We start from the raw sequence: 25496 nt of genomic DNA, 5'->3' as shown, positions 1-25496 counted from the left end.
CGGCTCCTAGCGGTCGACATACTGTATCCCGTATGCTGTTTTTGCTGAAGGGGGTCGTCATGGTGAACGTCGGATGCTTCCTGCCCACCTACTCCGCGAGTGGTCCGATCGAGCCCGCGTCGGTGCTCGACATGGCCCGTGACGTGGAGGAACTCGGCCTCGACCACGTCTGGGTGGGCGATCACTACATCTGGAACGTCGGCATGCTCTCGCCCCTGCCGACGCTGGCCGCGGTCGCCGCGGTGACCCGGCGGGTCCGTCTCGGCACCGGCGTCTACCTGCTGAACCTGCGGCATCCGGCACTGACCGCGAAGGACGTCGCGACAGTGGACGTGCTCTCCGGCGGCCGGCTCGTGCTGGGCGCCGGCATCGGCGGCGACAACCCCGAGGAGTACCGGGCCCTGGGCGTGGACCCGGGCCGGCGGGCCCGCCGCTTCGAGGAGACGGCCGCCGCCGTCCGTGGCCTGCTGGCCGGCAGCGGCGAGCCGTATCAGGGGCGCGTCGTCGACCTGCCGGCGTTCACGATGGAGCCGCTGCCGGTGCAGCGGCCCGTGCCACTGTGGCTCGGCGGGCGCGCGTCCGCCGTCGTCGAGCGCGCGGCCCGCGGCGCCGAGGGCTGGTTCCCGGTGTGGGTCAGCGCCGGCCGCTTCCGGGCAGCCGCGGACACCGTGGGCACGATCCGCGGCGACCTCTCCGGCTTCGCCTTCGCGCTGAATCTCTTCACCACCATCGCCGACACCCGCGAGGCGGCCCGCGACGCCGTGTCGAACCACCTCGCCACGGCGTACGGGCTGCCGTTCGACAGCTTCGAGCGGTACAGCGCCTACGGCACCGCCGACGACATCCGCGAGTACCTGGCTCCGTACGTCGAGGCCGGCATGACCGACGTCGTGTTCAACATCGCCGGGCCGGACCCGCGCGGGCAGCTGCGCCGGCTCGCGGCCGAGGTCGTGCAGGCGCTGCGCTGACCCGTCAGCCGAACACCGGAAAGATGTCCGGCGCCCGCCGGCCGGTGGCCACCTCGATGAGCGCGAGCGGCGGCGCCATGCCGGTCAGGAAGCGCAGCGTGTGCTCGGTGGCCCCGTCCGGCAGATCCGGTTCGCGGCCCAGCGCCACCGCGAGGTCGAGCAGGTGGACGGTGGCCTCCACGAGCCGCACGACGGCCGCGGCGCGCACTGTCGTGGTGCCCCGGCGGAAGTACTCGACCGTCTGGTCGGGCCCGGCCGCGGCCAGCGCCACCGCCGCCGGGCCGTCCACGGCCAGCCGGCGCACCAGCTCCGCGGTACCGGCCGCGCGGGCGTCCGCCACCGCCGCATCCGCGTTGCGGGCGGCGAGATCCGCCGCCACGCGCCCGTCCGGTTTGAGGGCACGCAGCAGGGCCACGGCGTCGCCGTGCTCCGGCGGTCCCTCGGCCCGGCGCCGCTGCGCCAGCGCCGCCAGCCCGCCGACTCCCTGCGAGACGTGCGCGTAGAGCGCGGCCACGTCCCAGCCGGCGCAGCGCGTCGGCGCCGTCCACTGCGCCTCGTCGAGGTCCGCGCCCCAGGCGCCCCAAACCCGCCACAGGTCCCCGAGGACCTCCGTCTCCGTACGCATGCGACTCCTCTCAGGTCACTGCCGCGACCAGGCCGATCGCGGCGCCGCCGGCGCCCAGCAGCGCCAGGCCGAACGGCAGGTTCCAACGCAGTCCGATGTGGACGGCGCTGCGCCCGCTCAGCGCCGACACCAGCAGTGTCAGGCCGCTGAGCGGGGACAACACGAAGGCCGCCATCGTGCCGACCAGCGCGGCCGCCGCGACCAGCGCCGGCCAGGCGCCGGTGCCCAGCGGGGCGAGCACAGTCGTCACCACGATGAGGGTGGTCAGCGGGTACAGCCCGGCGAGCCCCAGCACGGTGATGGCCAGCGCGCCACCGGCCAGCAGCGCCCACGCGGGCAACCCGGCGGCGTCGAGCAGCCGGCCGACCGCTCCGTCGGCCGTCCACCGGCCGGCCGCGGCGACCACGAAGCCGCCCGCGCCGAAGAGCAGGAACTGCTCGCGCCAGGAACCGGCCTCCGAGCGCGCGAGGGCCACGGCGCGGGCCGGCAGGCGGGCCCCGCGTTCCCACAGCGGCACGACGAGCAGGACCGCCGCCATCGTCGCGGCCGGATGGCTGAGCGGCGTGACCATCTCCAGCGCGACGAGCACTGCCACGACACAGCCGATCATCGCGGCGAACCCGGCGGCCAGCCGTCCCCGGTCCGGCCGCGGCGCCGGCAGCGCCCGGGCCCGCGGCGCCGGCCCGAGCGGCACCAGCACGGCGGCGACCAGGCCCAGCGCCAGCGCGTACGGCAGGAAGCCGGTCCAGGTCAGGCCGGTGAGCGTGAGCACCACGGCCAGCGGCGGCGACAGCGGCGTCACCAGGTTGGCCGCGATGAACGCGCGGCAGACGACTCCGGCCGAGCCCGCCTCGTCGGCGGCGGAGTCCATCGCCCGCACCGACCGGTACGCCAGGGCGACCCCGCCGAACGACAGCGCCAGCGAGAGCAGGTAGGTCAGCGTGGCCGCGGACCAGACCGCGCGGGTCCGGCGCAGCCACACGAGTGTGACCTCGGCGATCGCCGTGTGGTAGCCGCGACGCAGCATCGGCAGTTCCAGCAGCCGCACGACGGCGACGAACGAGAAGACGCCGCACATCGTCGCGAACGCGGCCGACACGTCGGACCAGCGGGCGCCCGCCACCAGGCAGAGCACGGCGCCGGCGAGCATCATGGCGAGCACCGTGCGGCGCACCGGCGGGCGCAGCGTGGACCAGGCCGTCGCGGCGACGACCACCACGCCGACCACCAGCAGCGGCGCCGTGGCGGGCCGCGCGGCCGGCACGACCAGGGTGCCGACGCCGGCGGCCGCGCTCAGCCACAGGACGGCGTCGGGCACGCCCAACCGCGGCGCGACGCCGGCCCGGGTCATACCCGGCCGGACGACGCCGAATCGGCAGTGAGCCGCTGGCGCAGCACGTTCTTCTGGATCTTCCCGGTGGGAGTGGCCGGCAGGGTCTCGATCACCTCGAGCCGCTCCGGCCACTTCTGCCGGGTGACCCCCATCTCGTCGAGGAACGCGGAGATCTGCGCCAGGGTCAGCTCCGCGCCGCCCCGGGTGACCACGAACGCGCAGGCCCGTTCGCCGAGCCGCTGGTCGGGCACCGCGACGACGGCCGCCGCCTGGACCAGCGGATGCGCGGCGAGCAGGTTCTCGACCTCCAGCGCGCTGATCTTCACGCCGCCGCGGTTGACGATGTCCTTCATGCGGTCGACGTACAGCACGTAGCCGTCCTCGTCGACTGTGCAGAGGTCGCCGCTGTAGTAGCGGCCGGACTCGTCGCGGGCCTCCACTGTGGCTTCCGGACTGCCGTAGTAGCCGAGGAACACGTGCGGCCCGGCGGTGGAGTACTCGCCGACCTCACCCACCGGCACCGGTGTCGTGCGGTCGGACGGATCCACGATCGTGACGTCGATGCCGTCGAACGGCCGGCCGTCGCGGCCGGTCACCTTCTCCCACGGGTCGTCCGGGAAGTTGAGCGTGTGCAGCGGCGCCTCGGACTGGCCGAAGACCCGCAGCAGCAGGCATCCCAGCTCGGAGCGGGCCCGCTCGACCAGTGCCGGCGCCACCCGCGCGCCGCCGGAGACGAAGTAGCGGAACGACGACAGGTCGTACGAGGAGAGGTTGTCCTGCTCTACGAGGTCACCGATGAACGGGGTGGCGCTCACCGTGAAGGTGGCCCGCTCCCGGCTGATCATCTCCAGCGCCCGCTGCGGGTCCCACTGGTCCTGCAGCACGAGCTTGGCCCCGCACAGCAGCGAGTCGTAGACGCCGAACAGCAGGCCGGTGGCGTGCGCGATGGGACTCGGCATCCAGATCGGCGTCTCCGGGCCGAGGCCGAGCGCGCCGGCGATCATCGTGGGCGGCGACAGGTCGGTGTTGTGCGTGTGCACGACGCCCTTGGGCAGCCCGGTTGTGCCCGACGTGAAGCTCACCTTGGACACCTGGTCCGGGTCGGGCCGCAGGTGCGCGAAGGCGCCGGGGGCCGGCGCGCGTTCGGCCAGGAACCGCTCGTACGGCACCATGCCCTCGCCCGCCTCGCCGAGCACGATGACGGTGCGCAGGTCGGGCGCCTGCGAGCGCAGCCGCTGCGCCATCGCGACGAAGTCGAACCGGCGGTGCGTGTCCGGCACGATGTACGCCCGGGCGCCGGTGGTACGCAGCATGTACGCGACGTCGTGCTCCCGGTAGATGGACATCATGGTGAGCGCGCGCAGGCCGGCCCGCTGGATCGCGAGGTAGATCTCCACGAACTCGATCCGGTTGGGCATCTGCACTGCGACGAACTCGCCCGGCCGCAGCCCGGCGTCCACGAAGGCCGCGGCGAGCCGGTCGACGCGGTCGGCGAGGGCGGCCCAGGTGATCCGGCCGTTCTCGTCGACCACCGCGGTCCGGTCCGGGCGCTGTCGCCGGTGCCGGTCGAGGAAGTCGACTATCAGCTGGCCCCGCCACTGCCCGGACGCCTTGAACGCGGCGATCCGCTCGGGGGTGTACACGTCACTGGCCGAGGTGATGACACCCGGTACGGTCACAGACATCCGAAGAACCCTCCTGACACGTGGATCACCTCGCCGGTGACGTACCGGCCGTCGTCCCCGGCAAGGAACGCCACGGCCCTGGCCACGTCGACCGGATCACCGAAGTCACCGAGCGGGATCCGCTCGCGGTAGCGCGCCTGGACGTCGGCCGGGATCCGCTCCATCACCGAGGTGCGGATGACGCCGGGCGCGACGGCGTTGACGGTGACCGCCGGGCCGAGTTCGAGCGCGCAACTGCGGGTGAACGCGACGACACCCGCCTTGGCCGCGGCGTAGTCGGCCTGGCCGGACGCCCCGTTCTTGGCCACCGAGGAGATGTTGACGATCCGGCCCGCGCCGCGTTCACGCATATGCCGGCCGAACAGCTGGGTGAGGTTGAACGTGCCGCGCAGGTTGAGCCGCACGGCCTCGTCGAACCGGTCCAGCGGGATGTCGAGGACGTGCTCGTACATCCGGCCGCGGTAACCGCCGACCACGTTGACGAGCACGTCGACCCGGCCGAAGGCGGCGAGCGCCGACGCGGCCAGCGCCTCGGCCTCGGCCCGGTCGGTGACGTCGCACCGGTACGGGTGCGCCGCCCGGCCGTCCGCTGTCAACCGGTCCGCGGCCTCGGCGAGCCGGCGGCCGGAGATGTCGGCCAGCACCACCGCGTGCCCACGGGCGCCCAGCTCCGCCGCGATGGCGCCGCCCATCGCCCCGGCCGCGCCGGTCACCACCGCGACCATCAGACCGGCCCTCCTTCGACGGCCTCACCGAGGTAGGCCGCCCGGATCCGGTCGTCGGCGAGCAGTTCCGCCGGCGGGCCGGACGCCTCGATCACCCCGGTGTTCAGCACGTAGGCGTGGTCGGTGACGCGCAGCGCCTGGTGCGCGTTCTGCTCGGCGATCAGCACGGCCGCGCCCTCCGAACGCGCGACGTCGGCGACGATGTCGAAGACGTGCCGCATGGTGCGCGGCGCCAGCCCGGCCGACGGTTCGTCGAGCATCAGCACTGTCGGCCGGGGCATCAGCGCCCGCGCGATGGCCAGCATCTGCTGCTCGCCGCCGGACAGGCTGCCCGCGGTCTGCCCGGCCCGCTCGCGCAGCCGTGGGAAGAACTCGAACAGCTCCTCCATCCGGGCCGGGACGTCACGACGGCGCATGGTGAAGCCGCCGAGACGCAGGTTGTCCCGCACCGACATGTCCGCGAACAGCTCGCGGCCCTGGGGTACGTAGGCCAGCCGCTCGGCGACGATGCGGTGCGGCGGAAAGCCGCTGACCCGCTTGCCGCCCAGCCGCACCTCGCCGCCGCGCAACGGCAGCAGTCCGGCGACGCCGCGGACAGTGGTGGTCTTGCCTGCGCCGTTGGGGCCGAGGACGGAGACGATCCGCCCCGCGTCCAGACGCAGCGACAACTCGTGGACGACGACGATCTTGCCGTAGCCGAGAGTCACGCGATCGAGTTCGAGCAGCGCTGTCATGACTCCACCTCGCCCAGATAGGCGGCCACCACCGCGGGGTCGCTCTGCGCCCGCTGCGGTGAGCCGTCGAAGATGACCCGGCCGTGGTCGAGCACCGTGACCGAGTCCGAGAGGCCCATGACGAACCGCATGTTGTGCTCGATCAGCAGCACCGTGACCCCGGCGGCCCGGATCCGGCGCACGTCGTCCATCAGCGCGGCCGCCTCGGCCGCGGTGAGGCCGGACGCCGGTTCGTCGAGCATGAGCAGCCGCGGCTCGGCGACCATCGCCCGAGCGATCTCCAGTCGTCGCTGCACGCCGAGCGGCAGGCTCTCGGCCGGGGTGTCCGCATAGCGTTCCAGGCCCAGCGTCGCCAGCGCCGCCCGCGCGGCGTCGCGGGCCTGCCGCTCCTCCGCCCGTGCGGACGGCAGGCGCAGCCCGGTCCGCCACAGCCCGCAGGCGTCGCGGTGGTGCCGGCCGACGAGCACGTTCTCCAGCGCGGTCATCGAGCGGAACATCTCCACGTTCTGGAACGTGCGGGCCAGGCCGGCGCCGACCACCTGGTGCGGGCGCAGCCGGAGCATGTCGCGGCCGGCGAAGGTGACCGACCCCGCGTGCACGGGATAGACCCGGGTCAGGACGTTGAACAGCGTCGTCTTGCCGGCGCCGTTCGGGCCGATCAGCCCCTTGATCTCGCCGTCGCGCACCCGCAGGTCGACGCCGTCGAGCGCGATCAGCCCGCCGAAGCGCACGGTGACCCCGTCGGCAGTCAGCATCGACTCCCCCACCGCGCTGCCGGCCTCCGCGGACCGCTCCACCGGCGGCGCCGGCCGGTCGCGGGCCGCGGTCACCGCGGCGTCGGTGACGACGGCGTCGGAGGGCGGCGCGCCGGAGCGGCGGCGCCGGACCCACGCGGCGGTCCGGCTCACCCCGGAGGCGAGTCCGCCCCGCAGGAAGATCAGGACAAGCAGGAGTACGACGTAGAACACGAGCAGCGAGTGCTCACGGAACGGCGTCAGGAACTCCGGCGCGAGGACGAGGAGCGCCGCGCCGAGCGGCGGTCCGACGAGCGTGCCGAGCCCACCGAAGAGCACCATGGTGAGCTGCTTGACCGACTCCCACAGGTTGAACGCGCCCGGGTCGAGGAAGCCGACGGTGATGGCGAACAGCGCGCCGGCCAGGCCCGCGTACCCGGCGCTCACCCCGAAGGCGAGCGTCTTGAACCGGGCCACGTCGACGCCGAACACGGACGCGGCGATCTCCTTGTCCCGGATCGCCCGCCACGCCCGCCCGACCCGGGACCGCACCACGTTGCGCACGAAGAGCAGGCTGAGCAGCGCGGCGACGAGGACGAGGTAGTACAGGTTGCGGTCGGCCAGCGGGAACACCCCGACCACGGCGGGCGGGACGGCGATGCCGCGTGGCCCGTTGGTGACCGATTCCCAGTTGAAGATGACGCTCTGCACGATGAGCTGGAACGCCAGCGTGGCCAGGGCCAGGTAGTGGCCCGCGATGCGCAGCGCCGGCAGGCCGACCACGTAGCCGAGCAGGGTGGCGAGCAGGACGCCGGCCAGCGCGGCGAGCGGGAAGGGCAGCTCCCAGCGTCCCATGAGGACGGCTGTGGTGTAGGCGCCGACTCCCATGAACGCCGCGTGCGAGATGGAGATCTGCCCGGAGAAGCCCATCACGACGTTGAGGCCGACCACGGCGATGACGTAGACGAGGACCACTGTCGCCAGGTAGGTCCGGAACGGTGGTAGCAGCAGCGGGAGCGCCAGCAGGACGACTCCGACGAGGAGCCATGCCACGGCCCGGGCGGCGCGCGGCAGGCGGCCGTCGCCGGCCGTCTGCGGCGGGGGGACGGTGGCCGCCGGGGCCTTCTCGGTGCTGCCTACGGTCTGGTTCCTCATCCGCTCAGACCCTCCGGACCACGCGGCGGCCGAGCAGGCCGGCCGGCCGCACCCACATGACGACGAGCAGCAGGCCGTAGACGACCACGTCGACGGCTGCCTGGTTGAGGTAGACCTGGGTGAAGGTCTCGATCGCCGCCACCGCGACGCCGCCCATCACCGCGCCTTCGAGGCTGTCCAGGCCGCCGAGCGCCGCGGCGACGAATCCCTTCACCAGCAGCAGGCCGATCTCCGGTGAGACGTCTGTCGACGGGGCGATCAGGACGGCGGCGACAGCGCTCACCGCGCCGGCGAGTGCCCAGGTGACCATCAGGGCCCGGCTCAGGTTGATGCCGACGATCTGGGCGCCCACCCGGTTCTGCGCGACCGCCTCCAGCGCGCGCCCGTACGTGGTGTAGCGGAAGAACAGCAACAGCGCGATCACCACGACGACTGTCGCCCCGAGCACCCACAGGTTCTGCGGTGTGATGCGTACGCCGAGGACCTCGACCGGGTCGCGGGACAGCACCGGCGGGAACGGGAAGTGGTTGGACTGGTAGCGCAGGACGGCGAGCTCGCGCAGCAGCCCACCGACCGCGAGGCTCGCTACGACGAACGTCCACGGTGAGGCGCTCATGATCCGACGGAACACCGCGCGGTCGATGACCAGCCCCATCAGCGCGCCACCCAGCGGCGCCAGAATCAGCACCAGGTAGAGGGGCAGGCCGGCGGTCAGCAGGGCGAGCGCGATGTACGCGCCGGCGAGCACCCAGTCGCCGGCCCCGAAGTTGACCAGGTCGGAGGACTTGAAGACCAGTACGAGACCCAGCGCCACGAGCGCATAGATCGCGCCGAGCGTGAGCGAGTTGACCAGCAGTTGGATGACTGTCACATCAGTACCTCGCTTGCGCCGCGGGCCCGGCCGGTGCGGCCGGGCCCGGGAGGGGTGGACTCAGGAGCCGGAGACCTTGCCGGCGATCTGGGCGAGGCCGGCGTCGTCCACCGGTACCGCCTTGCCGCCCTGGATCCGCATCCAGACCAGGTCGACGAAGCACTCGTGGCGTTCGTTGGCGCAGCTCACGTTGGGGCTGATCGGCGTCGGCCGGGCGTCCTTGACGGCGGCGAGCGCCTCGATGAACTTCTCCGCCGTGAGGTCCTTGCCGGCCTTCTCCAGAGCGCCCTTGAGCAGATAGGCCGCGGTGTAGGAGAAGTTGTCGGCGTGGTTGGGCCGCCCGGTCGGCGCCGACGGGTACTCGGCCTTGTACTTCTGCAGGAACTCGCCCTGCGCGCCGGTGGTGTCGGTGAGGAACTGCGGCTCGTACCAGTTGAACAGCCAGTCCTCGGCGGCCGCCTCGTTGCCCGTCCAGACGGTGGCGTTGGCCTGTCCCGCGTCGCCGACGAACTGGGCCTTCAGCCCCAGCTCGCGAGCCTGCCGCAGGATGATCTTCGCGGCCGGGAACAGGCCGCAGTTGACGACGACCTGCGGGTTGGCGTTGCGGATCGCCACGAGCTGGCCGGTGAAGTCGTTGCCGGCGGCCGGGTAGGTCTCGTTGGCGACCACCTGCAGGCCGCTCTTGCCCTGCAGTTCGGTCGTGACCTGGGCGCACAGCGTGCGGCCCCACTCGCCGTCCTCGTGCAGGATCGCGACCCGGGTGGCCTTGAGGTTGTCCGCGATCATGTCGGCCATGCTGGGCGCGACCCACTTGGTGGAGACGGCTTCGCCGTGGAACATGTTGTCGACCTCGGGGGTCTTGCGGGCGGCCTCGCTGCCGGAGAAGCCGTTGTAGACCGGCAGTCCGCTCTGCCGCAGCTGGTCGGCGACGGCGAGGAAGGTCGTGCTGCCCGTGCCGGCGTAGACCATGAAGGGCTTGTCCTGCTGGATGATGCGCCGCGCGACCTGCTGGGCCTGCGCGACCTGGAACGCGTCGTCGTGGAACTCGAACCGGATCTTGCGGCCGTGCACACCGCCCGCGGCGTTGATCTCCTTGACCGCGAGGGCGAAGCCGTCGCGGTTGCCGAGGCCGACCCAGCTGGCCGGACCGGTGATGGGGCCGAACCCCTGGATGTAGATCTCCGTGTCCGTGACGCCCTGTGTGCTGACCTGCGTGCCGCCGCCCTCACTCGAGGTGGTTGTGCAACCCGCAAGCGCCAACGCCAACAGGGCGATCGCCGTAACCGACTTTCGCACCATGAGCTGCCTCCAAACTGTGGCCGCGACGGCGGACGACGCGGAAGGCGTCGGGTGATGCCGTCGCTCGCCAGGCCGGCTCCGAAGGTCACCGGGCGGAAGAGCACCAGCTCATCGCCCTGTCGGCCGGACTCGTCGCCTCAACCGGGCTGCCTCAGGAGCATAGGAAAAACGGTATCCAGTGTCCAGTATTCAGTTTTCGCCGACCGTGCCGATCGCCCGAAGACGTGCCACGTCATCCGCCGTTCGGCCCAGCTCGGTCAGAATCTCGGCGGTGTGCTCGCCGATCCGCGGCGCCGGCCGACCGACCGAGAGCGGGGTACGGGACAGCCGCGGCGCCGGCGCCGGCTGCCACCGGCCCGCCGCCTCCTCGAACACTCCCCGGGCGACGTTGTGCGGATGGTTCGGCGCCTCGGCCAACCGCAGCACCGGGCTGACGCAGGCGTCCCGCCCCGCGAACCGCTGCGCCCACTCGTCCCGGGTGGACGTCGCGAACCGCGCGGTCAGCGCGGACCGCAACGCCGGCCACCGGGTCCGGTCGTGCTGCGGCCAGTCGGCCGGGTCCAGGCCGACCCCGTGCAGCATCTCCGCGTAGAAGCGCGGCTCCAGCGCCCCGACCGCCACGTAACCGCCGTCAGCGGTCTGGTACGTGTCGTAGAACGGGCACCCGCCGTCGCTGAGGTTGGCCTCCCGCTCGTCGGTCCACTCGCCCATCCCGGCCAGGCCGTACACGAACGAGCCGAGCGACGCCGCTCCGTCCAGCACGGAGGCGTCGACCACCTGGCCCAGCCCGGTGCGGCGCCGGTCCAGCAGCGCGGCAAGGACGCCGATCGCCAGGAAGGCCCCGCCGCCACCGAAGTCACCGACATAGCCGGGCAGCGGTGGAGGCGGCGCGTCCGCCCGCCCCATCCCGTGCAGCAGGCCGGCGACGGCGAGGAAGTTGAGATCATGACCGGCCGCGGTCGACAGTGGCCCGTCCTGCCCCCAGCCGGTCATCCGCGCGTAGACGAGGCGCGGATTGCGGGCCAGGCACACCTGCGGCCCGAAGCCGAGCCGCTCGGCCACGCCCGGCCGGAAACCCTCGACCAGGACGTCCGCGCTGTCGGCGAGGTCGAGCAGGATCCGCAGGCCGGCGTCGTGTTTGAGGTTCACCGCCACCGACCGCCGGCCCCGCCAGCAGCCGGCCATGAGCCGGCCGAGATCCGCCGGGTCCGCCGGGGCCCGGTCGACCCGGACGACGTCGGCGCCGAGGTCGGCCAGGAGCATCACGCCGTACGGCGCCGGTCCCAGTCCGGCCAGCTCCACCACGCGGACACCCGTCAACGGTCCCGTCATCTCCCGTACCTCCTCAGCGTGCGGACATCCCGCCGTCCAGGTAGACGACCTGCCCGGTCATGTAGCGGCTGGCGTCGGACGCCAGGTGGACCACCGTCGGCCCGATCTCCGCCGGGTCCCCGAACCGGCGGGCCGGCACCCGCGCCAGCACGCGCTCGGCCACCCCCTCCTCGGCCAGCCGGTCCCTGTTGATGCCGGTCGGGAAGTAGCCGAGGGCGAGGCAGTTGACGCGGATGCCGTACCGGGCCCACTCCACCGCCCAGCCGCGGGTGAGCTGGAAGACGGCGGCCTTGCTGGCGCCGTAGTGCGACAGCCCGGACGTGCCCGAACGGCCCATCACCGACCCGATGTTGACCACCGCGCCGCCGCCCCGATCACGCATGTGCGCTGCGACCGCCCGGGCCGGCAGGAACGTGCCGATCACGTTGGTCTCCAAGACCCGGCGGAACTCCGCGACGTCGAGGTCCAGCGCCTTGTGCTCCGACGCGATGCCGGCGTTGTTGACCAGCACGTCGATGCGCCCGTACCGGTCGAGGGCCGACCGGGTGAGGGCGTCCACCTGCTCCTCGTCGGTCACGTCGCACACCACCGGCAGGGCCGAGGGGCCCACCGACGCGACGAGCGCGCACGTCTCGTCGAGCGCCGCGCGGTCGCGGCCGGCGGCCACCACGGCGGCGCCGGCGCCGGCCAGCGCCAGGGCGGCCTGCCGGCCGAGCCCGCGGCTGGCGCCGGTGACGACCGCTACCCGGCCCGACAGCGGCGTCATGCCGACCGCTTCGCGAGCTGTCGGGCCAGCACCAGCCGGTTGACGTCGTTGGTGCCGTCGTAGATCTGCGTGATCTTCGCGTCGCGCATGCACCGCTCGGCCTCGAACTCGCGCATGTAGCCGTAGCCACCCATCAGCTGTACGGCGTCGCCGGCGACCCGCATCGCGACGTCGGAGCAGTAGACCTTCGCCGCGGCGGCCTCGACCGCCCGGTTCCCGTCCGGCGCCGCGTCGACGAACCGGGCGAGCCGCTGCACGAGCAGGCGGGCGGTGACCACGGCGATGTACATGTCGGCGAGCCGCAACTGCACGGCCTGGAACTCCCGCACCGGCCGGCCGAACTGACGCCGCTGCCGGGTGAACTCGTCGGCGATGTCGTACGCGCGCTGCGCGATGCCCACCGCCTGGGCCGCGGTGCTGATCCGCGCGTCGGACAACACGTGCACGGCCGTGTGGAAGCCGATCCCCTCGGGCCCGAGCCGGGCCGAGACCGGCACGCGCACCTCGTCGAACGCCAGCTCCACCGTGTTGGACGCGCGGATGCCCATCTTCGCCAGCGGCCGGCCCGGCCGTACCCCCGGCGAGCGCGCCTCGACGACGAAGACGCTGATCCCGTCGCGTCCCGGCGACGTGCGGGCGAACAGCGTGATCAGGTCGGCGACGCCGCCGCTGGTGATGAACATCTTCCGGCCGGAGATGACGTACCCGTCGCCGTCCCGGACTGCCCGCGTCGCGAGGGCCGGCACGTCGGTGCCGGCCTCCGGCTCGGTGATGGCGATCGCGCCGAGCGCCCGCCCGGCGGCGAGGCCGGGCAGCCACCGGCGCTTCTGCTCGTCGTCGCCGACGGCCAGGATCGGCAGCATCGCGTGGGTCTGCGTGATGAACGCGGTGGTGGTGGCCGCGCAGGCCCGCGCCAGCTCCTCGGTGGCCAGGGCGTACTGGCGCATGCCGGCGCCCTGGCCACCGTACCGCTCCGGGATCACCAGGCCGAACAGCCCGGCCTCGCCGAGCAGTCGCATCGACGAGTGCGGGTACTCCTCCGCCTCGTCGATCCGCCGGGCCTCCCCGGCGATCCGCTCCCTCGCCAGCCGCCCGACCAGGTCGCGCAGCGCCCGGTCCTCGGCCGACAACTCGATGTCGTCCATCGTGGACATGGCCGCTACGACGTCATGGTCAGGCCGCCACTGACGCTCACCGTCTGGCCGGTGATGTACGAGGCGGCGTCCGAGGCCAGGAAGACCAGCGCGCTGGCCTGCTCGACGGGCTGGCCCATGCGCTTGAGCGGCACCGCCCGTACCATCTTCTCGATCACCCGCTGGTCGGTCTGGGCCCGGATGAGCGGGGTGTCGGTGGGCCCGGGCGAGATCGCGTTGATCCGCAGCTGGTGCCGGGCGACCTCCCGGGCCAGCGACTTGACGAAGCCGATCACGCCGGCCTTGGCCGCCGCGTACACCGTCTCCCCCATGGTGCCGACCTTCCCGGCGTCGGAGCTGGTCAGCACGATCGATCCGGAGCGCCGCTCGATCATGTGGTCGAGCACCGCCCGGCACAGGAAGATCGACCCCATCAGGTTGATGTCGATGATCCGGCGCCAGTACGCCTCGTCCTCGTCCACCAGGAACGTCGTGTCCGACCATCCGACCGTGCTGACCAGGATGTCGATCCGCCCGTACTCGGCCAGCACGTCGCGTACCAGGTCCTCGGTCTGGTCCCGGCGGGTGATGTCGACAGCGAACGCGGAGGACTTGGCGCCCGCCTCGACCAGCCGGCCCGCCGTGTCCTGCGCCCCCGCGAGATTGATGTCGGCGACCGCCACCGTGGCGCCGTTGGCGTGGAACACCTCGGCGGTCGATGCCCCGATGCCGCTGCCGGCGCCCACCACGAGCGCCACCTTGCCGTCACACCGCACCTGCGTCTCCCCTCACTTGCGGAACTTGCCGAACTGCGGCGGGCGCTTCTCCAGGAAGGCGCGGGTGCCTTCGTGGAACTCCTCGGTGCCGTGGATGAACGAGATCATCTGGTTGCCGTGCAGCACCGACGGCCACAGCTGGTCGGACTCGTAGTTGAGCGAGATCTTCGCGACCCGCAGCGCCTGCGGGCTGAGCGTCAGCATCCGGTCGCACCACGCGCGTACCGTGGTGTCGAGTTCCTCCACCGGCACGACCTTGTTGATGAGGCCCATCTCGAGCGCCTCGCGCGCGGTGTACTGCTCGCAGAGGAAGATGATCTCGCGGGCCTTCTTCTCGCCCACCATCCGCGGCAGCAGTTGCGTGCCCCACCACACCGGCACCGAGCCCATCTTCGGCCCGGACTGCCCGAAGCGGGAGTCCTCGGAGGCGACCGTGAGGTCACACAGCATCTGCAGCTCGTTGCCGCCGCCGACGGCGAAGCCGCGCACCCGCGCGATGATCGGCTTGCCGCAGCCGCGCATGACCAGCGAGAGGATCGTCGTACGGCGGGCCATCTGGATGGCGCCGGACTCGTCGGACGCCTCCTCCCAGTGGATGTCCCCGCCGGCGCAGAACGCCTTGTCCCCGGCGCCGGTCAGCACGATCACGCCCACCTCGCGGTCGGCCTCCGCGGCCCGGAACGCGTCGATGAGCTCGTCGAGCGTCTCCGCCCGGAAGGCGTTACGCCGCTCCGGCCGGTTGATGGTGATGGTCGCGACGTTGTCGACGACCTCGTACAGGATGTCGCTGTAGCTGCTCATGCCTCTCCCTGGTTGCTGGGGAATCTCGGGGCCACACGTCGGTAGAAGGCGTCCAGGCCGGCCCGCGCGTCGGCGGAGGCCATGTGGGCCAGCGCGATCGGGCGTTCGGCGGCGAGGGCCGCGCCCACGTCGAGTCCGGCGCCGGCGGCCAGCGCGCGTTTGATCGCCGCGCTGGCGAGCGGGCTGCGGGTGGCCAGGAGGGCGGCCATCTCGCTCGCCCGGGCGACGACCCGGTCGGCCGGCACCGCCTCGTTGGCCAGGCCCGCGGCCACGGCGTCGGCCGCCGGGATCTCCTCGCCGGACAGCAGCAGCCACCGGGCCCGCCGGTCACCGATCAGCCGGGGCAGGCGCTGGGCGCTGCCCCCGCCGGGGAAGAGCCCGTAGCGGGCGTGCTGGTCGCCGAGCCGGGCGTCGTCGGCGACGACCGCGACGTCGCACACCTGGAACAGCTCGAAGCCGCCGGCGAAAGCGATCCCGTGCACCGCCGCGACGGTGGGCCGGCTGCACGCCGCGACCGCGTCGAACGCGTCGTGCCAGTCCTGCATGAAGGCGGCGAACGCCGCCGGATCACCGACGATGCCGCCGAGGGCGTGCATGTCGGCGCCGGCGCTGAACACCCGGCCGTTGCCGCGCACGACGACCGCCCGCACCCCCGGGTCGGCCTCGATCGTGGCGATGTGCTCGCGCAGCAGCCGCAACGTGGCCGGGTCGATCGCGTTCAGCCGGTCGGGACGGTTGAGCACCAGGTGGGCGACTCCGTCCGCACGTTCCAGTAGCACTTCCTCGGGCATCCGTTCCTCCTTCGCGGGTCTAGGGGTCGATCCGCCGCAACTCGCGCCGGAAACGGGCCGCGTTCTCGACGTAGGCCCGCACCGCGTGCGCCTGCCAGTCCTCCTGGCCGGCGGGCAGGTCGCGCAGGCGGGCCGGTACGCCGACCGCGAGCCGTCCGGGCGGCACCTCCGCGCCCTCCCGCACGAGCGCGCCGGCGGCCACCACGCTGCCGGCGCCGATCCGTACCCGGTTGAGCACGATCGAGCCCGAGCCGATCAGGCACCGGTCGGCGACCGCGCAGCCCTCCAGGTGCGCCAGGTGCCCGACGACGCAGTCGGCACCGATCTCCGTGGGGTGGTCCGCCACGCTGTGCAGGACCGTTCCGTCCTGCACGGAGGTCCGGGCGCCGACCCGGATCACGCCGTAGTCGCCGCGCAGCACCGCGCCCGGCCACACGCTGGACTCCGGTCCCAGCTCCACCGAGCCGATCACGACGGCGTCCGGGTGCACGTACGCCGACGGGTCGATCCGCGGCGTCCGGTCACCGAGTGCGTACAGAGGCATCGCCGTCCGCCTTTCCGGAGAGCCGGCCGAGGAACGTCCGGGCCGGGTCGTACCGCCGCAACGCGGACAGCTCAGTGGACGTCGGTTCCGGCTCGCGGACGACGTCGCGGGCGATCTCGAGGTCCCAGCCGCAGCCGGCGCGCAACCGCTCGACCGCGTCGGCGTCGGACTCGCCGGACCGCGCGACGAACGCCGTGGCCACGAACCGTCCGTCCACCCGCTCCAGCACCCCGGCGGTGGAGACGACGGTACGGACACCGTGACCGGGCGACGTCACGTACGGCACCCGCCGGACCAGGCGGTGGCTGCCGTGCGCCACTGTCACCAGCACCTCCTCGGCGGAGGTCGCGATGTCGTTGGCCCCACCGGAGCCCACGATGTAGCTGCCGTCCTCGGCGTACGTCGAGTTGGTGTTGCCGTCGGCGTCGACCTGCCCGGCGCCGATCACGCCCAGGGACCGGGTGGCCGGTCCGCCGACGAACGCGCCGAGCACGGTGGCGACGTCGGTGAGCAGGGCGCACGTGGGCAGGTTGCGGTGCGCGAAGATGAACGGCTCGCCGGGGCGGGGGCGGTAGCCGAACATGCCGATCTCGGCCATCAGCTCCACGTCGGCGCCGACGGCCTGCAGGCCGGTCACCGCCAGCCACGAGGCCAGGTTGGCCTGGCCGACACCGGCCAGGACCGCGTCGAAGTCCTGCTTGCGCACCCGCCCGGCGATCCGGCGGGCGGCCGTGACGACCATCGCCTCCGCGTCGGTCCACCGGTCCGGCGGGTCGGCCGCGACGGTCAGCGTCGAGCGCCAGCCGTCCTCCTCGGCCTGGGCCCGCAGCGCGGCGATCCGCTCCGGCCCGAGCTTGGCCAGGTAGGCGTCGTGGTCGGCGGTGCCGAGCAGCCATTCGTCGATCCACCGGCGGAACTCGGCCGGGTCGTTGGACGCCCGCACCACCTCCGCCATGAACTCCTCGTCGGGCACATAGCCGGCGATCCCGTCGAGGCCGGGGTTGAACAGCCCGTACGGGTGTGAGCCCAGGGGCACCTCGCAGACCGCGAGGACAGCGTGCGCCGGTACGCGCACGAGAGCGCCGTGCTCGCGGATCGTCTCGGTGTCGACGATGCGCTCGACGGAGGCGATCGCGCCGCGCCGCGCCGCGAGCGCGCCCCACGCCCCCTCGCCGTACGGCGCGGAGAGCACCACGTTGCCGGCCCGGTCGGCCGCCACGCCGTGCAGCAGCACCACGTCCGGCCGGAGGGCGGCGACGACACCGGACGGCGGTCCGCCGAACGGGTCGGCGACCTCGGCGAATCCGCGGCCGTGCAGTGCGGCGCCCAGGTCGCTGCCGGCGAGCGACCGGACGGGCAGGTGCGGCACGCCCAGCGCGGCGGCCATGAGGCGGGCCGTCAGCGACCACAGCGACCAGCTCTCCACCTCGATCCGGCCCTCGCGCACCGCCCGCTGGAACGCCCGGTTCGGGCGGGGAGCGGGGAGGTTCTCGCCGGCGAACGAGGCCACCAGACGGTCGACCACGCCGAGTTCCACGAGCGCGTGCTGGCTGCTGACCAGCCCGGCGGTGACCAGCGTCAACCCGGCGGGTCGGCCGGCGAAGCGGCGGACCAGCTGGTGCAGCGCCGCGTTGGGCCGGGCATCGGCGTACGCGACGTGCACGACGTCGCCCGGCCGCACGTGCCGCTCGACCGCGGCCGCGAGCGTGCTGACCTTGTCCGGCGACCGCCCGTTCGGACCCGCGCCGGTCGCCGCCGTCACGCCGCCGCCCGCGCGGGACCGGCGTCGGTGACCACGGCGACGCAGGCCAGCGATCCCGGACCGCCGAGCGCGTGAGCGAGCCCTGTGCGGGCGCCGGGCACCTGCCGAACGCCCGCGCGGCCCCACACCTGGTCGCACACGTCGACGACCATCCGTACGCCGGTCGCGCCGATCGGGTGCCCGCAGGCCTTGAGGCCGCCGCTGGTGTTGACCGGCAGCGCGCCTCCCGGACCGGTGGCGCCGCTCAGCACCAGGTCACGCCCCTCCCCCTTGCCGCACAGGCCCAGGTCCTCGTAGTTGACCACTTCGGTGATCGTGAAGCAGTCGTGAAGTTCGACGACGTCGATCTCGTCGAACGGCCGGATGACGCCCGCCTGCCGGTAGGCGCTCGCGGCGGCCGAGCGGGTGGACTCGAACCCCAGCAGGTCCGAGCGGGAACTGGTGTTGGCGGTGAAGTACCCGAGGTCGTTGGACATCGCGATGCCGCTGATCGCGGCGGCCCGCCGTCCACGGGCGTCCGACTCGCGCACCAGGACCAGCGCCGCGGCGCCGTCGGTGGTCGGGCAGGCGTCGAGCAGACCGATCGGGCCGGACAGCGGCGGCGCCGCCTCGACCTGTTCCGCCGAGACCGCCCGGCGGAAGTGGGCCCGGGGATTGAGCTCGCCGTACGCGTGGTTCTTCATCGCGACCGCGGTCATCGCCGGTCGCGGATCCCCGTAGACGGCCCGGTACCGCTCGGCGACGAGCCCGAAGATGCCCGGCGCCGTCCGGCCCTTGCTGAGCACCGGATGGCCGCGGTTGACGTGCTGCATGACGAGGCTGCCGCGAGGGCCCACGTCGCGCATCTTCTCCGCGCCGACGACCAGCGCGACGTCGCAGGTGTGCGCGCGCAGCGCGGCCACGGCCTGCCGGATCGCGTCCAGGCCGGACGCGCAGTACGCGGCGACCCGGGTGACCGGCCGTCCGTGCATGCCGATCGGCTCGGCGAGCGACGTGCCGGCGTTGCCCTCGTCGGAGTAGGTGTAGGCGAACGCGGTGCCGAGCCACGCGGCGTCGACGTCGGCGAGCGTGATGCCGGCGTCGGCGGTGACCGCCCGCACCACGTCGCGGACGAGGTCGGCGTAGCCGCGGTCGAAGAACTCGCCGAACTTGGTGCTCGCCGCGCCGATGGCGACGATGTCTTCACCCATCGAGATCGACCTTCCAGAAGTAGTGCGGCAGGCCGGATGCGGTGTGCAGCCGGCGGAGCACGAGCCGGACCCGGTCGCCGACGACGAGCCGGCGTGGCACGTCGCGAACCGCCTGCCCGAAGAAGCGACCGCCGCCGTCGAGGTCCACCACGACCATCTGCACCGGGTCGGACGCGTCGAAGAGGTGGTCGACCGAGTGGGTCGCCACGACGCCCGTGCGCCGCAACGGCTGGTCGGTGACCTCGAACGACCCGCACAGCTCGCAGACGCCGGCCCGCGGGAACCCGATGCCGCCGCAGTCGGAGCACCGGTATCCGACGGGCCCGAGCAGGGCCGGCATCTCCCGCCAGAGCTCGGCCGGCGACGTCCAGGGCCCGGGCGCCTCGGTGGCGCGTCCGTGCCAGGCGGCGAGGCCGTACGCCTTCGTGTCGCGCGCCGTGGTCGCCGCGCTCGCGGCCGGCTTCGCGGTGTCCTCCGCGGCGTCGGTGCCCGCGGTGAGGACCGCGCCGCCACCGCCCCAGCCGAGGTCGAGGATGGCCACCGCGCCGTCGGGCCCGGCGGCGCACAGCCGGTCGAGCGCGGTGAGCAGCGCGTGCGCGGCCGAGGCGCCGGGACCGCCCGCCCCGCCGCCGGCCTGCCACACGGCCGGCACCTCCCACCGCCGGGCCCATCGCGCGCCGCGCAGCCGGGCGCCGCACGTGACGACGACACCGGCGAGGTCGGCAGCGGTCCGGCCGGCGGACTTGAGCAGCTCGGCGAGGAGCGCGTCGCCCTCCACGGCGACGAGCGCCTCCTCGACGAACCGCGCGTCCTGCTGGTCCGGCGCCGGGCCGGTGCGCCACCTGTCGAAGGTCAGCGTGTGGCGGGTCGCCACTGCGGCCACCCGGGCCACCCGCGGCGGGCCGAAGCGGACGGCGGCCGCGGCGGAGGCCGTCGCCGGCACGCCGGCCCCGGCCGGGCGGCGGTGGTCGACCAGCAGGCCCAGGCCGGGCTGCGCCAGCCGGGTGGCGAGCGCCAGCAGGTCCGGCACCCCGGCGTCGGGGGCGAGCGGAACCACTGCCGCCGGCTCGCCGAGCACGCCGGTCGCCCGGGCGTGTGCCACGAGCGCACGCGTCTCGATGTCGCTGTCGGGCACGCGAAGCAGTACCGGGCCCTCCGCCTCGGCGCGGGGCAGACCGGTCAGCGACGCCCACATGAGAGTGAACGCGTCCTCGTCCGGGCCGGGCACCGAGACGTCCGGCGAGCTCGCTGTCTCGCGCGTCAGGTAGTCGTCGAGCCGGTATGCCGGCACGTATCCGGAGACATCGGCAATCCCCACCTCATGCACGCTCGGCCCCTGTCCGTCGTGATCGGTTGTCCGCAGACTGTATACCGAATCCCGGATACGGGCAACGAAGATTGGCGCTAAGGTGTGCTCCCATGACAGATGTTGTGGGTGTGGGCCTGGTGGGCCTCAGCGCGAAAGGCGGCTGGGCCGCACGGGCCCACCTGCCGGCGCTCGCCGCGCTCCCGGGCTACGAGTTGCGGGCGCTCGCCGCCAGCGACGCCACCGCGGCGGCCGAGGCCGGGCGACGGTACGGCGTCCCGCGCGCGTACGCCACAGTCGAGGACCTTGTGGCTGACGAGAGCGTCGACCTGGTCGTCGTCGCCGTGCGGGCCGACCGGCACCGGGCCTGCCTGCTGCCGGCGCTCGCGGCCGGCAAACCCGTGCTCTGCGAATGGCCGCTGGGCACCGGCCTCGCCGAGGCCGAGGAACTCGCCGCCGCCGCGCGCGGGACGCGTACCGCCGTCGGCCTCCAGGCCCGGTCGGCGGCGCCGATCCGGTACCTGCGCGACCTGGTCGCCGACGGCTACGTCGGCCGGGTGCTGTCGACCACGATGACCGGCGCCGGAGGGCTGTGGGGACCGACCTACGGCTCCTACGCGGCCTACACCCTCGACCCCGCGTACGGAGCGACCCTGCTGTCCGTGCCGTTCGGACACGCGGTCGACGCGCTGTGCGCCGTCCTCGGTGAGCTGCGCCCGGTACGCGCCCTGACGGCCAACCGGCTGCCCCGGGTACGCCACGCCCGCACCGGCGAGATCGCGGTGAAGCACACCGACGACCAGGTCGTGGCGGTCGGGCTCGTGGACGACGACGCCGTGGCGACCGTCCACTACCGGGGCGGACCGGCACGCGGCGACGGACTTCGCTGGGAGATCACCGGCACCACGGGCGAACTGCTCGTGACCTGCCCCGGGCATCTGCAGCACGGCCCCGTCCGCATCCGCGGCGGGCGGGACGACGACCGCGAGCTCACCGACCTGCCCGTCCCGGCCCGCTACGACCACTCGTCCGGCCTGGCCGCGCCGGCCGGCCCGATCGCCGAGGCGTACGCCCTGCTGGCGGCCGGCGACAGCGCCGTACCGGATTTCGACCACGCGGTCCGCCGGCACCGTTTGCTCGCCGAGATCGCCGAATCCGGCCGTGCCGGACAGGCCGTGCCGGACCCTGCGCGCCCATTGGGCATGGCAAATTCGTAAATCTCCCCCGGCACCGGATACCGTGCACAGGTTCACCACGTGAGAGAGGCGGACAGGTGGGCATCGACAGCAGCGCCAGCGCCCGACCGGTGATCCAGCGAGATCCGTTGGGCACCCAGATCGCGGCCGCCCTCCGGCAGGACATCTTCTTCGGTCGACTGCTGCCCGGCACACGACTGTCGCAACAGGAGCTGTGCGAGCACTTCGGCACGAGCCGGATGCCCGTGCGTGACGCCCTGCGCGAGCTGGTCTACGACGGCCTGCTCGAACTCGACGGCGGCCGCCACACCGTCGTCGCGCCGCTGAACAAAGCCGACCTGCGCGACTCGTTCCTCATCGAGGGCATGCTCAACGGGCTCGCCGCGCGGCGAGCGATCGAGTTCGCCACCGAAGCGGACTACGCGGTCCTCGAAGACCTGCACCGGCGCATGGAGAGCTACCACGAGAACTCCGAACGCACCAACCTCGCCGACCTCAACTGGCAGTTCCACCGGCACATCAACAAGCTCTCCGGCTCCCGCAAGCTGATGGCCGCGATCAGGGTGGTGTCGCTGAACGTGCCGCGCGACTACCTGCTCGAGGTGCCGCAGTGGAGGAAGCGCTCCAACGCCGACCACGAGGGAATACTCGCGGCGATGCGGGCCGGCGACGGCGAGCGGGTCGAGCACATGATGACCGACCATCTGGTCAGCTCGGCCGAAGGGCTCATCGAATACCTCACGTCCAAAGGGGTGCGTCTCACGTAGTGCTTGTCGGCCGGTACGAGCCTCGATCCGTCGGATGACGGCGGCATCGCGTATCGGTGTCTGGGCCGGACGGGTGTCGCGCAACGTTCTGGCCGGAGCCCTCGCCCCGGTTTACTGAACGTGGCTCGCCCGCGTTCGCCACTCGTCCAGTCGCGTACCGGCGATGCGGGCGCCGTCGGCGGGAACCAGCGAGCGTTCAGCCACCGCGGCACCGAAATACCGGGCGTCGGAGTCACCCGCCACCGAACGAGGATCCCGCTGCGCCTCGAGGACGGATCCCAGTTCGTCGAGGCGGAACTGCTCCGGGCCACCGACCTCGACCACGGCGTACGTCGGCGCGCCGACCACGACCTCGGCCACCGCGGCGGCGACGTCGTCCGCTGCCATCGGCTGGATGAGCACCGGCGCGAGGTGCACGGTGTCGCCGTCCGTGGCGGCGTCGATGATCCCTTGTACGAACTCGAAGAACTGGGTGGCGTGCACCAGCGAGTACGGGAGCCCGGACGCCGTGATGAGCTTCTCCTGGGCGACCTTCGCCCGCATGTATCCGCTGTCCGGAAGTCGTTCGGAGCCCACGACGGACAGCGCCACGTAGTGACCCACCCCGGCGTCCGCGGCGGCGGCGAGGAGGTTCCGCGTGGAGGTCTCGAAGAACTCCAACGCGGCGCTGCCCTCCAGCGACGGCGAGTTCGACACGTCGACGACGGCGCCGGCACCGGCCAGGGCCTCCACCACTCCTTCGCCGGTCAGCGTGTTCACGCCGGTCTTCGGCGACGCCGCCACCGCCTCGTGACCCTGGGCATCGAGGATCTTCACAAGCTTGGAGCCGATGAGCCCACTGCCACCGATGACGACGACCTTCATGATCGAGCCCCTCCCTGGTCGGCACTGGCTGATTGGCGCTGCCACCAGTAGGGCGGAAACCCTGCGCGGGTGCAGGGAATTCGCCGAAAACAGCTCGACGGAGATCGTCTCGGGTCCCCTGGTACCGGGCGAGTTTCCAAGACTTCTGGCAGGGCGCACACGCGGCACGTGATGTCCGCCGGGTCTGCGTACTCCGGTGGTTGTACGTGGGGTGCTGCGGTGGACCGTACCGTGGAGTGGTGAGGATCCCCGGTGGTGGGATGCGGTCGCCGGTGGATGTGGCGGTCGCCGCGGTGGTCGCCGCCTTGACGGGGATGGATGCGTGGTGGAACCAGCCGGGCACCCGCCAGGCGGATGGGTTGACCTACCTGCTGCTCGTGGTGTCGGTCGTGGCGGTGCTGGCGCGCCGCCGCCGGCCGGTGGTGGTGGCCGTGGTCTGCATGGCGGCGTTGACATCCTGGTACGCGTTGGGCCACCGCGGGGAGCTGCTGAACCTGCCGTCGATGGTGGCGCTGTACACGGTGGCGGTGCAGAGTGCTCGGCGCCGCACCGTGCTCATCGGCCTGGTGGCGGTGGTGTGGTCGGCCGGGCTCGGTTGGGTGGCCGGCGGGCGGTCCAGCGCTCCGGTCGCAGACATGCTGTGGCCGGCAGTCGCGTTGCTGCTCGGCGAGGTGGTGCGGGGGCGCCGGGAGCTACTGGCCGAGTTCGCCGTGCGGGAGGCGCGGGCCGCAGCCGACCGGGAACGGGAGGCCCACCGGCGAGTGCAGCAGGAGCGGTTGCGGTTGGCGCGGGAGTTCCACGACGTGGTCGCGCACACCATAGCGGCGGTGAACGTGCAGACGGGAGTAGCAGTGGCCGCCTTCGACCGGCGTCCGGACGCGGCGCGCGCGGCGTTGGCTTCCGCGCGGGCGTCCAGCCGGGACGCCCTGCGGGAGCTGCGGGCCACGGTGGCGCTGCTGCGCGACGCGGCGCCCGGTGACTCGATCGATCCCGCCCCGCGCCTCGGTCAGCTCGATGAGCTCGTGGCTCGGACCAACGGCGCTGGGCTGAGCGTCTCGCTGCACCGGGACACCGGTGGGCGGGAGCTGCCGGCTGTGGTGGAGCTGGCGGCGTACCGGATTGTGCAGGAGGCCCTGACGAACGTGATCCGGCACGCGGACGCCGACGCGGCGGCGGTGTCGGTGACGTGCGGCGGCGACGCGGTGGTGGTGGAGGTCACCGACGACGGGGCGGGCATCGGCGACCACCGTCGTCGCCTGCTGGTGGGTGACTCATCCGGGTCGGCGGGCCCGGGCGGGTACGGTCTGACCGGGATGGCCGAACGCGCCGCGGCGATCGGCGGCCGGGTCCAGTGGGGACCGGTGCCCGGCGGCGGTTTCCGGGTGCACGCCGTCCTGCCGGTCGCCGGGGGCCCGCCGTGACGGTGCGGGTGGTCCTCGCCGACGACCAGACGATCGTGCGGGCCGGGTTCCGGGCGCTGCTCGACCTCACCGACGACCTGGTGGTGGTGGGCGAGGCCGCCGACGGGCAGGAAGCGGTAGCCTGCGCGCGACGGACCCGACCCGACATCGTGCTGATGGACATCCGCATGCCCGTCCTCGACGGGCTGCAGGCGACCCGGCGGCTCGTCGCCGATCCCCACCTCGACCGGGTGCGGGTGCTGGTGTTGACCACCTTCGAGATCGACGAGTACGTGTTCGAGGCGCTGCGCCTGGGCGCCAGCGGCTTTCTGCTCAAAGATGTCGAACCCGACGAGTTGTGTGCGGCGATCCGCGTCGTGGCGGCCGGGCACAGCCTGCTCGCCCCGGCGGTCACCCGGAAGGTGATCGACGAGTTCTCCCGGCTGCGGGGCCGGCGGGTCGGGGTCGAACGGCTCGACGTGCTCACCGACCGGGAACGCGAGGTCGTAGCCCTGGTCGCGGCAGGGTTGTCCAACGACGAGATCGGCGCCCGGCTGCTGATGAGCCCGCTGACCGCGAAGACCCACATCAGCCGGGCGATGACCAAGTTGGATGTCCACGATCGGGCGCAACTGGTGGTGCTCGCCTACGAGACCGGTCTGGCCCGGATCGGCGACGCCACGACCTGAGCAGCCCGGCCGGCCGGCGCTACTCCCGGCGATGTATCGCTCGCCTCCCG

Annotated in this window: 24 protein-coding genes; 5 read left to right on the top strand and 19 right to left on the bottom strand. The window is 73.0% G+C overall.

Going from position 1 to position 25496, the window contains the following annotated elements:
• Positions 1-32: 32 nt before the first annotated feature.
• Entirely contained in the window at positions 33-968 is a 936-nt protein-coding gene (locus FHU28_RS16500) for an LLM class flavin-dependent oxidoreductase (protein ID WP_184685185.1), read from the top strand.
• 4 nt (positions 969-972) lie between these two features.
• Here the strand turns inward: FHU28_RS16500 and FHU28_RS16495 are convergent, their stop codons facing one another.
• The 18 genes from FHU28_RS16495 to FHU28_RS16410 all read right to left on the bottom strand — a co-directional run bounded on the left by FHU28_RS16495 (position 973) and on the right by FHU28_RS16410 (position 20542).
• Entirely contained in the window at positions 973-1593 is a 621-nt protein-coding gene (locus tag FHU28_RS16495) for a maleylpyruvate isomerase family mycothiol-dependent enzyme (protein WP_184685183.1), read from the bottom strand.
• 10 nt (positions 1594-1603) lie between these two features.
• The gene (locus tag FHU28_RS16490) at positions 1604-2911 is read right to left on the bottom strand and encodes a hypothetical protein (RefSeq protein ID WP_184685180.1); all 1308 of its coding nucleotides are present in this window, start codon (positions 2909-2911) and stop codon (positions 1604-1606) included.
• A gap of 29 nt (positions 2912-2940) precedes the next feature.
• Positions 2941-4611 (bottom strand): AMP-binding protein, encoded by a 1671-nt coding sequence (locus tag FHU28_RS16485; RefSeq protein WP_184685178.1) that lies wholly within the window; start codon positions 4609-4611, stop codon positions 2941-2943.
• Positions 4602-5336, bottom strand: coding sequence for an SDR family NAD(P)-dependent oxidoreductase (locus FHU28_RS16480; protein WP_184685176.1), 735 nt, complete (start codon positions 5334-5336; stop codon positions 4602-4604). The genes FHU28_RS16485 and FHU28_RS16480 overlap by 10 nt, the downstream gene beginning before the upstream one ends.
• Positions 5336-6070: an ABC transporter ATP-binding protein gene (locus FHU28_RS16475; protein ID WP_073829951.1), complete on the bottom strand. Its 735-nt coding sequence runs from the start codon at positions 6068-6070 to the stop codon at positions 5336-5338. Before FHU28_RS16475 ends, FHU28_RS16480 begins: the two co-directional genes overlap by 1 nt.
• Positions 6067-7959, bottom strand: a complete 1893-nt coding sequence (locus FHU28_RS16470) for a branched-chain amino acid ABC transporter ATP-binding protein/permease (RefSeq protein ID WP_184685174.1) — start codon at positions 7957-7959, stop codon at positions 6067-6069. Before FHU28_RS16470 ends, FHU28_RS16475 begins: the two co-directional genes overlap by 4 nt.
• Before the next feature lie 4 nt (positions 7960-7963).
• Positions 7964-8830 (bottom strand): branched-chain amino acid ABC transporter permease, encoded by an 867-nt coding sequence (locus tag FHU28_RS16465; protein ID WP_184685172.1) that lies wholly within the window; start codon positions 8828-8830, stop codon positions 7964-7966.
• A gap of 60 nt (positions 8831-8890) precedes the next feature.
• Entirely contained in the window at positions 8891-10126 is a 1236-nt protein-coding gene (locus FHU28_RS16460) for an ABC transporter substrate-binding protein (protein ID WP_184685170.1), read from the bottom strand.
• A gap of 192 nt (positions 10127-10318) precedes the next feature.
• Complete coding sequence (locus tag FHU28_RS16455) at positions 10319-11461, bottom strand: CaiB/BaiF CoA transferase family protein (RefSeq protein ID WP_184685168.1); 1143 nt, start codon at positions 11459-11461, stop codon at positions 10319-10321.
• A gap of 13 nt (positions 11462-11474) precedes the next feature.
• Complete coding sequence (locus FHU28_RS16450; protein WP_184685166.1) at positions 11475-12227, bottom strand: SDR family NAD(P)-dependent oxidoreductase; 753 nt, start codon at positions 12225-12227, stop codon at positions 11475-11477.
• Positions 12224-13381, bottom strand: a complete 1158-nt coding sequence (locus tag FHU28_RS16445) for an acyl-CoA dehydrogenase family protein (RefSeq protein ID WP_184685163.1) — start codon at positions 13379-13381, stop codon at positions 12224-12226. Before FHU28_RS16445 ends, FHU28_RS16450 begins: the two co-directional genes overlap by 4 nt.
• A 5-nt stretch (positions 13382-13386) precedes the next feature.
• Positions 13387-14136, bottom strand: coding sequence for an SDR family NAD(P)-dependent oxidoreductase (locus FHU28_RS16440; RefSeq protein ID WP_184685153.1), 750 nt, complete (start codon positions 14134-14136; stop codon positions 13387-13389).
• A gap of 12 nt (positions 14137-14148) precedes the next feature.
• Positions 14149-14937, bottom strand: a complete 789-nt coding sequence (locus FHU28_RS16435; RefSeq protein ID WP_184685150.1) for an enoyl-CoA hydratase-related protein — start codon at positions 14935-14937, stop codon at positions 14149-14151.
• Positions 14934-15728: an enoyl-CoA hydratase/isomerase family protein gene (locus FHU28_RS16430; RefSeq protein WP_184685147.1), complete on the bottom strand. Its 795-nt coding sequence runs from the start codon at positions 15726-15728 to the stop codon at positions 14934-14936. The genes FHU28_RS16435 and FHU28_RS16430 overlap by 4 nt, the downstream gene beginning before the upstream one ends.
• 19 nt (positions 15729-15747) lie before the next feature.
• Positions 15748-16272 carry a gamma carbonic anhydrase family protein gene (locus FHU28_RS16425; protein ID WP_184685143.1) on the bottom strand — a complete coding sequence of 175 codons (525 nt, stop codon included), beginning with the start codon at positions 16270-16272 and terminating at the stop codon, positions 15748-15750.
• On the bottom strand, positions 16250-18034 hold the full coding sequence (locus FHU28_RS16420; RefSeq protein ID WP_184685141.1) for a CoA-transferase: 1785 nt from the start codon (positions 18032-18034) through the stop codon (positions 16250-16252). Before FHU28_RS16420 ends, FHU28_RS16425 begins: the two co-directional genes overlap by 23 nt.
• Complete coding sequence (locus FHU28_RS16415; RefSeq protein ID WP_184685139.1) at positions 18031-19224, bottom strand: thiolase family protein; 1194 nt, start codon at positions 19222-19224, stop codon at positions 18031-18033. The genes FHU28_RS16420 and FHU28_RS16415 overlap by 4 nt, the downstream gene beginning before the upstream one ends.
• Complete coding sequence (locus FHU28_RS16410; RefSeq protein ID WP_184685137.1) at positions 19217-20542, bottom strand: Zn-ribbon domain-containing OB-fold protein; 1326 nt, start codon at positions 20540-20542, stop codon at positions 19217-19219. The genes FHU28_RS16415 and FHU28_RS16410 overlap by 8 nt, the downstream gene beginning before the upstream one ends.
• 101 nt (positions 20543-20643) lie before the next feature.
• Between FHU28_RS16410 and FHU28_RS16405 the strand changes: the two genes are divergently transcribed.
• Entirely contained in the window at positions 20644-21747 is a 1104-nt protein-coding gene (locus tag FHU28_RS16405) for a Gfo/Idh/MocA family protein (protein WP_184685128.1), read from the top strand.
• A gap of 107 nt (positions 21748-21854) precedes the next feature.
• Positions 21855-22493, top strand: a complete 639-nt coding sequence (locus FHU28_RS16400) for a GntR family transcriptional regulator (RefSeq protein WP_221453221.1) — start codon at positions 21855-21857, stop codon at positions 22491-22493.
• A gap of 111 nt (positions 22494-22604) precedes the next feature.
• Here the strand turns inward: FHU28_RS16400 and FHU28_RS16395 are convergent, their stop codons facing one another.
• Positions 22605-23357: an SDR family oxidoreductase gene (locus tag FHU28_RS16395; protein WP_184685122.1), complete on the bottom strand. Its 753-nt coding sequence runs from the start codon at positions 23355-23357 to the stop codon at positions 22605-22607.
• Between the two features lie 239 nt (positions 23358-23596).
• Here FHU28_RS16395 and FHU28_RS16390 point away from each other — a divergent pair, with 239 nt between their 5' ends.
• Together FHU28_RS16390 and FHU28_RS16385 are read left to right on the top strand one after the other, a co-directional pair.
• Entirely contained in the window at positions 23597-24778 is a 1182-nt protein-coding gene (locus tag FHU28_RS16390) for a sensor histidine kinase (protein WP_221453220.1), read from the top strand.
• Positions 24775-25446, top strand: a complete 672-nt coding sequence (locus FHU28_RS16385; protein ID WP_184685119.1) for a response regulator transcription factor — start codon at positions 24775-24777, stop codon at positions 25444-25446. The genes FHU28_RS16390 and FHU28_RS16385 overlap by 4 nt, the downstream gene beginning before the upstream one ends.
• Positions 25447-25496: the final 50 nt, after the last annotated feature.

This window comes from Micromonospora echinospora (assembly GCF_014203425.1).
Taxonomy (GTDB): Bacteria; Actinomycetota; Actinomycetes; order Mycobacteriales; family Micromonosporaceae; genus Micromonospora; species Micromonospora echinospora_A.
This window is presented reverse-complemented; position numbering and strand designations above follow the sequence as displayed.

Bases quoted from the DNA above. Each gene is read 5' to 3' on its own strand.
- FHU28_RS16500 (WP_184685185.1), top strand. From the start codon at position 33: ATGCTGTTTTTGCTGAAGGGGGTCGTCATGGTGAACGTCGGATGCTTC.
- FHU28_RS16495 (WP_184685183.1), bottom strand. From the start codon at position 1,593: ATGCGTACGGAGACGGAGGTCCTCGGGGACCTGTGGCGGGTTTGGGGC.
- FHU28_RS16485 (WP_184685178.1), bottom strand. From the start codon at position 4,611: ATGTCTGTGACCGTACCGGGTGTCATCACCTCGGCCAGTGACGTGTAC.
- FHU28_RS16480 (WP_184685176.1), bottom strand. From the start codon at position 5,336: ATGGTCGCGGTGGTGACCGGCGCGGCCGGGGCGATGGGCGGCGCCATC.
- FHU28_RS16475 (WP_073829951.1), bottom strand. From the start codon at position 6,070: ATGACAGCGCTGCTCGAACTCGATCGCGTGACTCTCGGCTACGGCAAG.
- FHU28_RS16470 (WP_184685174.1), bottom strand. From the start codon at position 7,959: ATGAGGAACCAGACCGTAGGCAGCACCGAGAAGGCCCCGGCGGCCACC.
- FHU28_RS16455 (WP_184685168.1), bottom strand. From the start codon at position 11,461: ATGACGGGACCGTTGACGGGTGTCCGCGTGGTGGAGCTGGCCGGACTG.
- FHU28_RS16450 (WP_184685166.1), bottom strand. From the start codon at position 12,227: ATGACGCCGCTGTCGGGCCGGGTAGCGGTCGTCACCGGCGCCAGCCGC.
- FHU28_RS16445 (WP_184685163.1), bottom strand. From the start codon at position 13,381: ATGTCCACGATGGACGACATCGAGTTGTCGGCCGAGGACCGGGCGCTG.
- FHU28_RS16435 (WP_184685150.1), bottom strand. From the start codon at position 14,937: ATGAGCAGCTACAGCGACATCCTGTACGAGGTCGTCGACAACGTCGCG.
- FHU28_RS16430 (WP_184685147.1), bottom strand. From the start codon at position 15,728: ATGCCCGAGGAAGTGCTACTGGAACGTGCGGACGGAGTCGCCCACCTG.
- FHU28_RS16425 (WP_184685143.1), bottom strand. From the start codon at position 16,272: ATGCCTCTGTACGCACTCGGTGACCGGACGCCGCGGATCGACCCGTCG.
- FHU28_RS16415 (WP_184685139.1), bottom strand. From the start codon at position 19,224: ATGGGTGAAGACATCGTCGCCATCGGCGCGGCGAGCACCAAGTTCGGC.
- FHU28_RS16405 (WP_184685128.1), top strand. From the start codon at position 20,644: ATGACAGATGTTGTGGGTGTGGGCCTGGTGGGCCTCAGCGCGAAAGGC.
- FHU28_RS16395 (WP_184685122.1), bottom strand. From the start codon at position 23,357: ATGAAGGTCGTCGTCATCGGTGGCAGTGGGCTCATCGGCTCCAAGCTT.